Here is a 14,277-nt window from a genome sequence, read left to right on the forward strand (position 1 = left end):
TGGGCTTTGCAGCCCAACCTACACTGGTTTATTGGATTATTCTTCTGTTGGCTGTGTTTCAGCAGCTTCAGGCTGTTCTGCAACCGATGCCGATTTAACTTCTTCTTCAGGTTTGGCAGCAGGTTGAGGTTTATCCTTCCACTCGAGCTTGACGCGGCCTTGTTTATCAACACCTGCAACAAATACTTCGATTTCCTGACCTTCGCTTAATACCGACTCAACTTTCTGGTTGCGGTCGCTGCAAATCTGAGAAATATGCAATAAACCATCTTTACCAGGCAACAGGTTGATGAAAGCACCAAAATCAACGATTTTGCTGACTTTGCCCTGATAAGTTTGCCCAACTTCGATTTCTGCAATCAACGCTTTAATTTGCTTTTGCGCTTCTTCCAGAGCAGCCGCATCAGGTGAGAATAATTGCACAACGCCTGTATCGTCAATATCAATCGATACACCTGTTGCTTCAGTCAGAGCCTTAATCGTTGCGCCACCTTTACCAATAATCGTGCGAATCTTGTCTTCAGCTACTTTCATGGTAACAATACGGGGAGCATGCTGTGATAACTCGTCGCGGTGTTCAGACAGTGCATTGTTCATCACGCCCAGAATATGGATACGGCCCGCTAATGCCTGTTCTAATGCCTGCTCCATGATTTCTTTAGTGATACCGGTTATTTTGATATCCATCTGCAGGGCTGTAACCCCTTTTTCTGTACCGGCTACTTTAAAGTCCATATCGCCCAGGTGATCTTCGTCACCCAGAATATCGGTCAGAACAGCAAAACGATCACCTTCTTTAATCAGCCCCATTGCAACACCGGCAACGGGCGCTTTTAAGGGTACACCAGCGTCCATCAATGCCAGACTGGTACCGCAGACTGTTGCCATCGAGCTTGAACCGTTTGATTCTGTAATTTCTGATACAACTCGCAGTACATAAGGGAACTCGCTTGCTGAAGGCAGTACTGCCATTAAGCTGCGTTTTGCCAGACGGCCATGACCAATCTCGCGGCGTTTGGGGCTGCCAACCATTCCTGTTTCACCCACTGAGTAGGGGGGAAAATTATAGTGCAGCATAAAGCGATCTTTCGCTTCACCAATCAGACCATCAAGCATTTGGGCATCGCGATCATTACCTAAAGTGGCAACAACAATCGCCTGGGTTTCACCACGCGTGAATAACGCTGAACCATGAACCCGCTCAAGCAGTTTAGTCCGAATTGAAATCGGACGAACAGTACGCTGATCCCGGCCGTCAATTCGCGGCTCGCCATTAAGTATACGATTGCGAACAATATTTTTTTCCAGCTCGCCCAGAATGTCAGTAATTTTCGCAGGGCAAGCGTCTTCCTGTTCGGCGGTAACTTTATCTTTAATCTCTTGCCTGACCTGATCAAGACGCTGGTAACGGGCTTGTTTGTCTTTCAGCAAATAGGCAGCAGTTACTTCGTCAGTCGCCAGTTCTTCAATACGGGTACGCAACGCCTGATCAACCGGTGCAGCAGTCCACTCCCAACGCGCCTTGCCAGTTTCTCTTGCCAGTTCGTTGATTGCCTTGATAACGCTTTGCATCATTTCGTGCCCGTACATAACGGCACCCAACATAATCTCTTCGCTTAATTCGCGCGCTTCTGATTCAACCATTAAAATGGCATCGCTGGTTCCTGCCACAACCAGATCCAGCTCTGATTCTGCAATCTGTTTATGGCTTGGATTTAACAGATATATACCGTCTTTATAACCAACCCGCGCAGCGCCAATTGGCCCATCAAATGGAATGCCTGAAATTGCAAGAGCGGCAGAAGCGCCTATCATGGACAAAATGTCAGCCTGTACATCAGGGTTAAATGACATAACTGTGGCAATAATCTGAACTTCATTAAGGAAGCCCTCGGGAAATAATGGCCGCAGAGGTCGATCCATAAGACGGGAAATCAGCGTTTCATTTTCGCTTGGCCGGCCTTCACGCTTGTTGAAACCGCCGGGAACCTTACCCGCTGCGTAACTTTTTTCCTGATAATTAACTGTTAAAGGGAAAAAGCTGTTTGATTCAGCTCCGTCTTTTTTGGCTACTGCAGTTACCAGAACTTGCGTACCACCCATACTAACAAACACAGCCCCATCTGCCTGTCGCGCGATTTCTCCGGTTTCGAGGGTTAAGATATGTTCCCCGAATCGCACTTCTTTTGTGATTTTAGTCACGTAAACACCTCTTTAGGTAATATTAAATAAAAAAGGCGCAGAAGCGCCTTTCGTTTTAAACTGAACTGTTCCTGCAGGTATTATCCATCGGACAGGACTCAGCAATTAATAAGAATCTCGTAAACCAAGATTTTGAATCAGTGACTGATAACGCACTTGATCATTCTTTTTCAAATATTTTAACAGTTTCCGGCGTTTGTTAACCAGAGCCTGCAGACCACGACGCGAATGAAAATCCTTGCGGTTTGCTTTGAAATGATCAGTCAGATATTGGATACGGCCAGTCATTAACGAAACTTGAACTTCTGGCGAACCAGTATCTTTCTCAGAACGTTTGTGCTGCTCAATAATTTCTGCTTTTTGTACGCTAGTTAGCGACATTGCTCACTCCTGAATATAAGCTTGATATCTTGGTCAAAAGCAGCATTCTAGCAAGCTCTCGTACAAGACACAAGTGTTAGTTAATAATTTGTTCAATTTTCTTTTCTGGCTCAGCCAGAAAACGTTTTACCTTTAATGATCCTTGTCTGTCGAATTCAGCCAGCCCGACAAATTGTCCCTTATCGTTGTGTATCCGATACAGTCCGCTTTCCTGCGGCGATAAAGAATCTGAAATGATCCGCCCTTGTCTGAGCTGAGTAATTTGCATTTCATTCAGCTGCAACAACGGCATATATTGCACCGCCCGTTCCAATGGCAGCAGGCGTTCCTGCAATTGCTCCTGATTTAATTGCCTTAGTTCATCCAGTTCATACATTGGCTCAGCGTCAAAACCCGCGGTATATAACCGGTGCAATACCGTCACATTGGCTCCGCAACCCAAAACCTCGCCAATATCTTCAATCAGGCTTCTGATATAGGTCCCTTTGGAACAGGAAACTTTAATAGTGAACTGTCTACCATCAAAATCCAGTAATTCAAGTTGGTGAACGGTAACCTCGCGTGCTTTACGCTCAATAGTCTGTCCCGCTCTCGCTAATCGATACAACGGCGTTCCATTATGTTTTAACGCTGAAAACATAGGCGGAACCTGCTGAATTACACCGCTAAAACGCGCTATTGACTGATCCAATTGCTGCCGGGTAACCTCGAAATTATCTGTCTGGCTGATTATCTCACCCTGTGCATCGCCCGTACTGGTACGAATACCCAGTAATCCGGTTGCGACATAAGACTTGTCGGCATCCAGCAGATATTGACAGTATTTGGTTGCTTCGCCAAAACACACTGGCAACATGCCCGTTGCCAGCGGATCCAGACTTCCGGTATGACCTGCTTTGCGGGCATGATAAATATGCCGGACTTTTTGCAATACAGCATTTGATGACAGCCCCTGCGGTTTATTGACCAGCAATATACCGTTTACAGCCAGGTTACAATCAGCTTTGCCCATTGTCTTCCATTTCATCCGGGTTGGCTTCATCAATTAACTTGCTAAGCCGTCTGCCATATTCAATTGATTCATCATAAACAAAATGCAATTGCGGTACGGTACGAAGCTTAATCGTACGTGCTAACGCCGTCCTTAAATAGCTTGCTGCAGCATTTAATATCCCGGCTGCCTGCTCAGCATCGCTGTTAAAGACCGTAAAATAAACTTTAGCATGCCCCAGATCACCAGTAACGGTTACTGATGAAATCGTTATAAAAGCAGGTAATCGCGGGTCCTTAATTTCCTGCTGAATAATTTGCGACAGCTTCCGCTGTAGCATTTCTGCTACGCGGTCTGTTCGCTTAAAGTCATTACTCATAAATCTCGTTTCACTTCAACTGTTTCAAACACTTCTATCAGATCACCAGGTTTGACGTCATTATAGTTCTTCACCCCGATACCGCACTCAAAGCCCTGACGTACTTCAAGCACATCATCTTTAAAGCGGCGTAATGACTCCAGGGTTCCTTCATAAATAACTACGTTATTTCGCAATACCCGAATTGGATTATTACGCTTAATCGTCCCCTCAACCACCATACATCCGGCAATTGCTCCCAGCTTGGGCGAACGGAATACATCACGGACTTCGGCAATACCGATAATTTCCTCTTTAAATTGTGGAGCGTGCATACCAGTTAAGGCCGCTTTAACCTGGTCCACAATATCATAAATTACACTGTAATAATGGAGGGCAACAGATTCCTGCTCAGCAAGCCGTTTTGCACCGCCATCTGCACGAACGTTAAATCCAATCAGGATAGCGCTGGATGCGATAGCCAGGTGTACGTCCGATTCAGTAATACCGCCAACACCGCTACCCACTACTTCGACTTTTACTTCATCAGTAGACAATTTAACCAGTGCATCTGCAATCGCTTCAATCGAGCCCTGTACATCGGCTTTAAGAACCACAGCAAGGCGCTTGATTTCTGAAGCAGCCATGTTTTCAAAAATTCCTTCCAGTGTCGATTTCTGTCTTCGCGCCAGTTTCACCTCACGGAATTTTCCTTGACGGAACAAAGCGACTTCACGCGCCTTTTTCTCGTCAGGTACAACAACCGCCTCATCACCAGCATGAGGAATAGCTGATAATCCCAGTACTTCTACAGGAATTGACGGGCCAGCGCTATCAACATAACTGCCGTTGTCGCTGACTAACGCCCTGACTCGGCCATATTGGAAACCCGCTAATAAAATATCGCCTTTGTGCAAAGTACCGCTTTGTACAAGTACAGTAGCTACCGGTCCACGGCCTTTATCCAACCGTGATTCAATAACAACGCCCTTGGCCGCGCCATCTGTATGAGCGCTCAGCTCAAGAACTTCTGACTGAAGCAGAATAGCATCAAGTAATTCATCTACACCCATACCTGTTTTGGCAGAGATGTTAACAAACATCGTGTCGCCGCCCCAGGATTCAGGGATCACTTCATGAGCGGATAATTCATTCATTACGCGATCGGGATCTACACCTGGCTTATCCATTTTATTCACGGCAACAATAACTGGCACTTTCGCTGCCTTGGCATGCTGCACCGCTTCAATCGTCTGTGGTTTAACGCCGTCGTCCGCAGCAACGATAAGGACAACAATATCCGTTACCTGCGCACCCCGTGCCCGCATCGCAGTAAACGCAGCATGTCCCGGGGTATCGAGGAAAGTAATTTCACCCTTTGGCGTACTGACGTGGTATGCACCAATATGCTGTGTAATGCCGCCGGCTTCGCCTGCAGCAACTTTAGTGCGGCGAATATAGTCAAGCAGCGAGGTTTTACCATGATCTACGTGACCCATAATAGTTACCACAGGCGCCCTCTCTTCATTGAGGCTGCCTTTAGTGATAACATCGCCTAGATTTTGTTCAATCGCATCTTCTTTCAGCAGTTTCGGGCGGTGACCCATTTCTTCGACAACGATAACTGCCGTTTCCTGATCGATAACCTGGTTAATGGTTGCCATGGCGCCCAGACCGATCATGACTTTAATTACTTCGGCAGCTTTGACCGACATCCGCTTAGCCAGCTCTGCAACAGTAATTGTTTCAGGAATAAGCACTTCGCGAATAACAGGGGCTGTCGGCATGGCAAAACCATGTTTCAGCGACTCTTCCGCTTCACGGTATTTCTCGGATTTTTCATTTCCCTTGCGCTTTTTTGATTTGCTGCGTCTGAAACGCGGATTACCGTCATCCTCATCGCTGACACGCTGAATAGGTTGCTGGTATTTGGTTTTTTTCTTGTTGCCTTTCCTGCCATCACCGCGCTCGCCCTCGTCTTCACCATGATGCTCATGGTGTTTCTTTTTGGCGGGTTTTTCAGCATCAACAGCAGCTTTTGCAGTGCGAACTACTACCTCATCTTCTGCGGGTTCATTGCCTGCGGCTGATTTATCAGCAGCAATTTCTTCTGTTACCGCAATCTCTTCTGCTTCAGACTCTGTTAGGGCTTCAGCTTTCACATCGCTTACTTGATCAACTGGGGCCTGCTCAGCAATGTGCTCTTCCTGCGATATCAGATCCGCCTGCTCGTGAGCAACAACTGAATCCACCAGCTCATCGTTTGGCAATTCAGCTTCGGCAATGGCCTGTTCAGCCTCTGTACCAACGATTTCGGAAGCGACAGGGCGTTTAACATAAGTTCGCTTTTTCCTTATCTCGACATTAACCGTTGTTTTGCGTGCATCACTACCGACTGTAACCTGAGTCTGGCTTTTACGCTGCAAGGTAAAGCGATCTGGCGAAGGACGTGCTTCTTTACTGCCGCTTTTTTTAAGGTGGTTCAGCAGGATTAATTTCTGTTCCTCGCTCACCGTCTGCTGGCTATCAGTTATTGGCAGGCCAGCCTCCTGAAATTGGTGCAATAAATGCCCAACAGGGATTCCAACTACCTGAGCTAATTGCGTAACTGTTACATCCGCCATATCTATAATCCCCTTACAGCGATTTAATAAATCACTTGTCTTTCATTCTGTGCTTTTAGTTGTTACTTTGCTGCATAAAACAACATAATAACATGCTTATTTTCGCTAGCGCGAGTTCTGGTTAAAGAAACCATGGCTCACGCGCTTTCATAATCAATGCAGCTGCTTTTTCTTCTGTCATACCCTGAATATCCAGCAACTCATCAACCGATTGTTCAGCCAAATCTTCCATAGTAGAAATACCTTTGGCTGCCAGTGCATCGGCAACAGATTGTGTCATTCCTTCCATATTCAGCAACGACTCAGAAGGTGTACCGGATAAACTGGTTCCAGATGACAACGCACGCATCAACAATGTATCATTTGCCCGTTTGCGAAGTTCTTCAACAATCTCTTCATCAAATTCTTCAATTGCCATCAATTCCTCTTTAGGAACATAAGCAATTTCTTCCAGCGAAGAAAATCCATTAGCAACCAATAAAGCAGCAATTTCTTCATCGATTTCCAACGCGGAGGTAAACAGGTTGGTCAGCTTCGCTGATTCCTGCTGGCTCTTCTCATTAAACTCGTCTACAGTCATGACATTTAGTGTCCAGCCTGTCAGCTGGCTTGCCAGCCGGACATTCTGTCCATTTCGGCCAATAGCCTGAGATAAATGCTCTTTCTGCACCGCCAGATCCATAGTATGGCTATCCTCATCCACAACAATAGATGAGATTTCAGCAGGAGCCATGGCATTGATAACTAACTGGGCCGGATTATCATCCCAAAGAATGATATCTACCCGCTCACCGCCCAGCTCACTGGAAACAGCCTGAACACGTGAGCCGCGCATACCAACGCATGCGCCGACAGGATCAATACGGCCGTCATTAGTCTTTACAGCAATTTTAGCACGGTTGCCTGGCTCACGGGCCGCGGCTTTAATTTCAATCACATTTTCACCGATTTCCGGTACTTCGATGCGGAACAGTTCAATCAACATTTCGTTACGGACACGGCTGACAAAAATTTGTGGTCCACGCGCTTGCGGCGTTAATTCATAAAGATAAGCCCGAACACGATCATTTGCTCTGAACATTTCATTGGGCAACATTTCATGACGCGGTAAAAACGCTTCTGCTTTGCCGCCCAGGTCGATAATTATATTGTCACGGGTTACTTTTTTCACGGTACCATAAATTAATTGCCCGTATTTGCCACGGTATTGATCGATAATTTGTTGTCTTTCCGCTTCACGAATTTTTTGTGTAATTACCTGGCGGGCAGTCTGCGCCGATATACGGCCGAATTCAACCGAAGCCATAGGCTCTTCAATTTGATCGCCTATTTTGATTGATGGAGAGCGTTCGCTTGCGGCAGTGAGGCCAATTTCGCGCTCAGGAAATTCTACTTCATCATCAGCAACCACATCCCAATAACGAAACGTTTCATAATCACCAGTTCGTCCATCAAGCTTTACGCGCACGCCAATATCGCTGTTAGACATTTTTCGGGTAGCAAATTCAAGCGCAGCCTGAATTGCATCAATAACCGTCTGCCGGCTTACATCTTTTTCATTAGCTAGTGCCTGAGCAATTTCTAACACTTGTTTATTCATTGTTGGCCTCACTCGCCTGTCAAATTTGCTTTCACAATTTGGGAGAATTCAATTGCCTGCTTTTCTCCGCCAATTAGCAAAACTACTGTAGTATCATTTACTGAATCGATAATACCAGTAATTTTGCGGCTGCCATTCAATGGCTTGAACAGTTTAAGCTGGACAGAACTATTCAAATAGCGCTTGTACTGTTCGATATAAAACAATGGGCGCGGAATGCCGGGAGATGAAATTTCCAGACTATAATTACCTTTGATTGGATCTTCCACATCAAGAAGCGCACTGATTTGCCTGCTTACACGCTCGCAATCAGCGATGCCAATACCATCTTTATGATCGATGTATACCCTAAGCAATGAGTGCTTACCTTGGGCAAGATACTCGCAGCCCCATAGTTCATAACCGAGATCAGCGATTACCGGCATTAATAATTGTTGGATATCATCTTTAATCATAAAATACTCGTTTAACATCAAATTTCATATCAATGTTTCTGGTTAACACCCGCCATGACATTGCTTTCGTCTTAGAGCCAAACCAACTTGCCAGCAAGTCGAATTTACCTGCTTGCAGATCAAAGTACCAATAAATTATTTGCTGATATCAATGGCTTGACGACCTCCGGATTCAGGGATAGCTAAACAAGGGTTAACTTTCCGCATATAACAAAAAACCCCATAAATGGGGCTTTCAGTTTTTGTAGTGGTAGCGGGGGCAGGATTTGAACCTACGACCTTCGGGTTATGAGCCCGACGAGCTACCAGGCTGCTCCACCCCGCATCAACTGAAGGGAAGTATACTGTCTTAAGGCTTCCCTGGCAAGCTTATTTTACATTATTTCGCAATATTTTATCACCCTGCAAAAGCATTGGCACAAGCATTAACCAGAATTGATGGAAATATGCCTAAATAAAGCAACGCAAGACAGTTTACGGAATAAATCAGTTGCGATGATAATGGTAAAACCACAGGACTGGTATTTTCAGCGCTATCAAAATACATGACTTTGACAATGCGAATGTAATAATAGGCGCCTATCACTGCAAACAGTAATCCCAACGTAGCAACCCAGGTCATGTTCGCATCAACCAACGCTTTTAATACCAGTAGTTTTGTGAAAAACCCAACAGTTGGCGGTACTCCAGCCATAGAGAACATGACAATCAGCATCAAAAAAGCTAACCAGGGATTGCGTTTGTTTAATCCTTTCAAATCGTCAACATTTTCTACTTCAACACCATCCCGCGACATTAATACAATCAGGCCAAATGCGCCTACAGTCATTATTGAATATACCAACATATAGTAAAGTGCCGCAGAGTAACCAGCATTATCGGCTGCAAGTATGCCAAACAGTGCATAACCCGCATGCGAAATCGCTGAATAACCGAGCAGACGTTTGATATTTTGTTGAGTTATGGCCAACAGATTACCCAGCGCTGTGGACAGTAATGCCATGACCAGGATCAGATGTTGCCATTCAGCTGCCAAACCAGGTAAAGCAATGACCAGTAACCGTAACATCATACCTAACGCTGCAATTTTTGGAGCGGCGCTAACAAACAGGGTGACAGAAACTGGAGCCCCCTGATACACATCAGGCGCCCACATATGGAATGGTACCGCCGCCAATTTGAATCCGACACCGGCAATAATAAATACCAGAGCGAAAGACAGTAATGTGCTTTGCTCTTGCCAGTTTGCTGAAATGCCGTTGGCAATATCAAGCAAGTCCAGTTTGCCGGTAGCGCCATAAAGCAGGGACAAGCCATAAAGAAGCATCCCTGAAGCGATAGCGCCCATCACAAAATACTTCATCGCCGCCTCGGCTGCATCGCTGTTTGTACGGCGGATTGCGGTCAGGGCATATAACGGCAACGACAATAACTCCAGTCCCAGATAAATAGTCAGCAAAGAATGCGCTGAAACCAGCGTCATCATCCCCAGGGTAGAAAACAAGCCAAGAATATAATAATCGCCTGAAGGCATCTGACGTTCATCAATATAGTGCCGTGAATAGACAAAACAAAGAAATACGCTTAGATAAATAAAGATCTTCATCAGCTGAGCGATATCGTCACTGATAAACAAACCGCCTAATATCACTGTCTTGAAGTTCCCCAGGAACAAACCGCTTACACACGCGGCCAGGATCAGACCGATAAGCGATATTGTGAAAGCAATATTCCTGCAGTGTGTTTTGAAGAACAAGTCAGCAATTAAAGCAACACAGGCTGTTGCCAGAATAATCATTTCTGGCAGTGCAAATTGGAGATTATCAAGTAAAGGCATCATAGCTAATTCGTTCCTGCAATTTATAATTTTGATTTGTCAGCTTGAGCCAAAGTATGGCTTACTGTCTGATGAACATAATTTAACATAGGCTTGGGGTAAACACCCATTGCCAATACCATTGCCGCCAGCAATACATAGGCGCTTAGCTCAAAACCTGAAAGATCTTTTAGTGCAGCTACTTTTTCATTCGCAACCTTACCGAAGATCACTCGTTTGTACATCCATAATGTATAAGCGGCGCCCAAAATTAAAGTTAGTGCAGCCCAGAATGCAATCCAGAAGCCTGCTTTCATGCTGCCTAAAATCACCATAAACTCACCAACAAAACCCGATGTACCAGGAAGACCGGCATTTGCCATTGCAAACAGCATATAAAATGTCGCAAACATTGGCATGGTATTAACAACACCTCCAAAATCCTTTAACTCACGGGTATGCATACGGTCATATAAATAACCTACGCCGGCGAACATGCCGCTTGAGACAAATGCATGCGAGATCATAACCACGATCGCGCCTTCAAGAATCAGGCCGGCATTGCTTAATCCCGCATGATCAGCAATAGCGAAGATAGCAAAACAGCCGAGCGTCACAAATCCCATATGTGAAATTGATGAATAGGCAATCAATTTTTTCATGTCTTTCTGAATAATCGCAACCAAACCAATATAGACAATCGCAATCAACGACAATGCAACCATAAGAGGTGCAAATTTGGCGCAGGCATCAGGCACAATCGGCAAGGCAAAGCGAATAAAACCATACGCACCAAGTTTCAGCAATATCGCAGCCAGAACGATTGAACCACCGGCAGGCGCTTCAGTATGCGCATCGGGTAACCATGTATGAACCGGAAACATTGGAATCTTGATAGCAAAACCAAGAAAGAAAGCAATAAAAATCAGGGTCTGAGCAGTCATACTGAGTTTTGCAGCATACAGCGCTTCAATTTTGAATGAGCCAACAACGTAACCCATATATAAGAATGAAGCCAGCATCAGCACTGAACCCAAAAAGGTATACAAGAAGAATTTTACCGCAGCATAAACCCGATTACTTGATCCCCAGATACCGATAATAAGGTACATTGGAATCAGCGTTGCTTCCCAGAATATGTAGAAAACAATTGCATCTGTTGCGGCAAAAACACCCACCAGAAATCCCTGCATAATAAGAAACGCCGCCATGTATTGGGCAACACGTTTCTGAATGCTTTCCCAAGTCGCCAGAATAACGATCAGGTTAGTAAAAATACTTAATACAATTAGCAGCAAAGCAAGTCCATCAACGCCCAGACTGTAATTAATTCCCAGGGCCGGCATCCAGGCAATGTCCTCAACATATTGCATACTGTAAGTATCGAGATCAAACCCTGAAACCAACGGTACGCAAATAAGCAATGTTAACAGCACCGTAAACAGCGACAGATAACGCGCTACGTTGGGGTTGTTATCATCGCCAGTGATAAATACAAATACACCACCGATAATCGGCAACCAGATTAATAAATTAAGCAAATGATGCATACCTTCACCTTATATTCAGCCTAACAGCAACCAGCATAAAAATACACACAAACCTAATACCATCACTGTGGCATATTGGTTTAGATACCCACTTTGCAAAGCACGGCCTTTTTGAGCAAACCAACGGATTGTTCGGCCAGTACCATTGACAAAAAAACCATCTATCAGCTTTTGATCAGTAACCTGATAGAAGAATCTTCCCAGCAGTTTTGAACCGCCGACAATAACTTTATTGTTAAAAGCATCAAAGCCATATTTATTAAGCAGGATGCGGTAGATAACTGAAAAATATTTTGCCAGAACACCAGGGATGGCAGGGAAAGCAATATAAGCAAGCCAGGCGATCGCAACCCCTGCTATAGTTAGCCAGAAAGTCAGACTGTATGGCGCATGCAGGGCAAGTTGTAATGGTGAACTGACTTCATGAGCCATTTCAGCAAGTACATTATGCTCCGGCAAAATGAATAGCGATTTGGCCAATAAGGTTGGGGTATCATATAACATGGGCATAAACAACACATAACCAATGATCACCGAAGGAATAGCCAGGATAACTAACGGCAACCAGACCACCCAGGGCGACTCATGCAAGTGCTCCAAAGTATGCTTGTCCATCCGTGGTTTGCCATGGAAAGTCATAAATAAAGATCGGAAACTATACAGCGCAGTCACCATCGCTCCTGCCGCTACGCAAAAATATGCATAGGCGCTACCAGGTATTTCTGACGTTTTTGCTGCTTCAATAATTGTATCTTTGGAATAAAAACCGGCAAAAGGCGGGATAGCGCACAAAGCCAGAGTGCCGATAACAAAAGTTACATAAGTGATGGGCATTTTGGACCATAATCCACCCATTTTACGCATATCCTGTTCGTGGTGCATGCCGATAATAACTGAACCGGCCCCCAAAAACAGTAACGCTTTGAAACAGGCATGGGTTAATAAATGGAACATGCCGGCGCTATAGGCTGATGCACCCATTGCAACCATCATATAACCTAATTGCGAGAGCGTTGAATAAGCAACTACTCGCTTAATGTCATTCATGACCAGCGCCAAAATACCGGTAAATAAGGCTCCAGTCGCACCAATTACCAGAACAAAGCTTAATGCCGTTGTTGAATATTCAATTAATGGCGAAATACGCGCAACCATAAATACCCCGGCAGTAACCATTGTTGCCGCATGGATCAGTGCTGAGATAGGCGTCGGACCTTCCATTGATTCCGGTAACCAGACGTGCAGCGGTACCTGAGCAGATTTACCCATAGCCCCTACAAACAATAATATACAGATTACAGTTAACAGTGACCAATCATGGCCGGTATATAACTGGATAGTCTGACTGGCAAGCGTTCCTGCACTTCTGAATGCAGTTTCATAATCGAGCGTACCGGTATAGGCAAGCACCAACCCAATTCCCAGAATAAAACCAAAATCGCCAACGCGGTTAACAAGAAAGGCTTTCAGGTTACCTTCAATCGCTGATTCTTTCTGGTACCAGAAACCGATAAGCAGATATGAAACAAGGCCTACTCCTTCCCAACCGAAGAAAAGCTGCAGGAAGTTGTTGCCAGTCACTAGCATTAACATCATGAAAGTAAAGAGGGAAATATAACTGAAGAAACGTTGATAACCATCGTCATCAGCCATGTAGCCAATACTGTATATATGCACCAGCAATGAAACAAAAGTCACAATAACCAGCATTACAACGGTTAGAGGGTCAATCAGAAATCCAATATGGAATGCATAAGGGAAGTAATTACCACCGTCAGCCCATGTGTAAAGATTAACATTAACGGTATCAACCGCCCCGCTCAGGATCGAGCTCGCAACATATAACGACAGTATAAAAGAAATACCGACCCCGGCAATCGTGACAGCATGAGCGCCGACTCGACCAATTTGGTTACGGAAAAAGCCGGAAACCACTGATCCAAGCAGAGGTGTAAGAACAATAAAAAGACATAACTGTTGAATGCTCACGATATTAACCTTTTAAATGATTCATTTTATCGACATCAATATTGCCACGGTTACGGTACAGTAACATAACAATAGCCAGGCCTATCGCTGCTTCAGCAGCAGCAACGGTAAGAATAAAAAACACAAATACCTGTCCTGCGACACCGCCATAATAATGGGAAAAGGCAATAAAATTGGTATTTACTGCCAGAAGCATCAGCTCAACGCAGACAAGTAAAAGAATCACATTTTTGCGATTCAGCATAATTCCAACAAGGCTCAGACCAAACAGGATGGCAGCTAATGTCAGATAATTGTTGACTGGTATCATT

At 44.9% G+C, this 14,277-nt stretch carries 10 protein-coding genes, 1 tRNA gene and 2 pseudogenes; all 13 read right to left on the reverse strand.

Annotated elements, in window-relative coordinates:
• Nucleotides 1-36 precede the first annotated feature (36 nt).
• On the reverse strand, nucleotides 37-2,202 hold the full coding sequence (gene pnp / locus ACFORL_RS07410; RefSeq protein ID WP_382342621.1) for a polyribonucleotide nucleotidyltransferase: 2,166 nt from the start codon (nucleotides 2,200-2,202) through the stop codon (nucleotides 37-39).
• Between the two features lie 105 nt (nucleotides 2,203-2,307).
• Nucleotides 2,308-2,583, reverse strand: coding sequence for a 30S ribosomal protein S15 (gene rpsO / locus ACFORL_RS07415; protein ID WP_382342622.1), 276 nt, complete (start codon nucleotides 2,581-2,583; stop codon nucleotides 2,308-2,310).
• A 76-nt stretch (nucleotides 2,584-2,659) separates the two neighbouring features.
• Nucleotides 2,660-3,595, reverse strand: a complete 936-nt coding sequence (truB, locus tag ACFORL_RS07420; protein WP_382342693.1) for a tRNA pseudouridine(55) synthase TruB — start codon at nucleotides 3,593-3,595, stop codon at nucleotides 2,660-2,662.
• A complete protein-coding gene (gene rbfA / locus ACFORL_RS07425) occupies nucleotides 3,582-3,953 on the reverse strand; it encodes a 30S ribosome-binding factor RbfA (RefSeq protein ID WP_382342624.1) in 372 nt (123 codons plus the stop codon). The genes truB and rbfA overlap by 14 nt, the downstream gene beginning before the upstream one ends.
• A pseudogene (gene infB / locus ACFORL_RS07430) lies at nucleotides 3,950-5,962 on the reverse strand (translation initiation factor IF-2); the annotation flags it as partial. The pseudogene infB and the gene rbfA, both read right to left, overlap by 4 nt.
• A 296-nt stretch (nucleotides 5,963-6,258) precedes the next feature.
• Nucleotides 6,259-6,556 (reverse strand): annotated as a pseudogene (locus ACFORL_RS12815) (translation initiation factor IF-2 associated domain-containing protein); the annotation flags it as partial.
• Nucleotides 6,557-6,677: 121 nt separating this feature from the next.
• Complete coding sequence (gene nusA / locus ACFORL_RS07435) at nucleotides 6,678-8,156, reverse strand: transcription termination factor NusA (RefSeq protein ID WP_382342628.1); 1,479 nt, start codon at nucleotides 8,154-8,156, stop codon at nucleotides 6,678-6,680.
• Nucleotides 8,157-8,164: 8 nt separating this feature from the next.
• On the reverse strand, nucleotides 8,165-8,611 hold the full coding sequence (rimP, locus tag ACFORL_RS07440) for a ribosome maturation factor RimP (RefSeq protein ID WP_382342630.1): 447 nt from the start codon (nucleotides 8,609-8,611) through the stop codon (nucleotides 8,165-8,167).
• A 248-nt stretch (nucleotides 8,612-8,859) separates the two neighbouring features.
• A tRNA-Met gene (locus tag ACFORL_RS07445) sits at nucleotides 8,860-8,936 on the reverse strand.
• Nucleotides 8,937-9,008: 72 nt separating this feature from the next.
• Nucleotides 9,009-10,451, reverse strand: a complete 1,443-nt coding sequence (gene nuoN / locus ACFORL_RS07450) for an NADH-quinone oxidoreductase subunit NuoN (RefSeq protein WP_382342632.1) — start codon at nucleotides 10,449-10,451, stop codon at nucleotides 9,009-9,011.
• A gap of 20 nt (nucleotides 10,452-10,471) precedes the next feature.
• The gene (locus ACFORL_RS07455; RefSeq protein WP_382342634.1) at nucleotides 10,472-11,977 is read right to left on the reverse strand and encodes a complex I subunit 4 family protein; all 1,506 of its coding nucleotides are present in this window, start codon (nucleotides 11,975-11,977) and stop codon (nucleotides 10,472-10,474) included.
• Nucleotides 11,978-11,992: 15 nt separating this feature from the next.
• Nucleotides 11,993-13,966, reverse strand: coding sequence for an NADH-quinone oxidoreductase subunit L (nuoL, locus tag ACFORL_RS07460; protein WP_382342636.1), 1,974 nt, complete (start codon nucleotides 13,964-13,966; stop codon nucleotides 11,993-11,995).
• 4 nt (nucleotides 13,967-13,970) lie between these two features.
• Nucleotides 13,971-14,276, reverse strand: a complete 306-nt coding sequence (gene nuoK / locus ACFORL_RS07465; protein WP_382342638.1) for an NADH-quinone oxidoreductase subunit NuoK — start codon at nucleotides 14,274-14,276, stop codon at nucleotides 13,971-13,973.
• Nucleotide 14,277 lies beyond the last annotated feature (1 nt).

The sequence above is a fragment of the Legionella dresdenensis genome, assembly GCF_042649825.1.
GTDB lineage: Bacteria > Pseudomonadota > Gammaproteobacteria > Legionellales > Legionellaceae > Legionella_C > Legionella_C dresdenensis.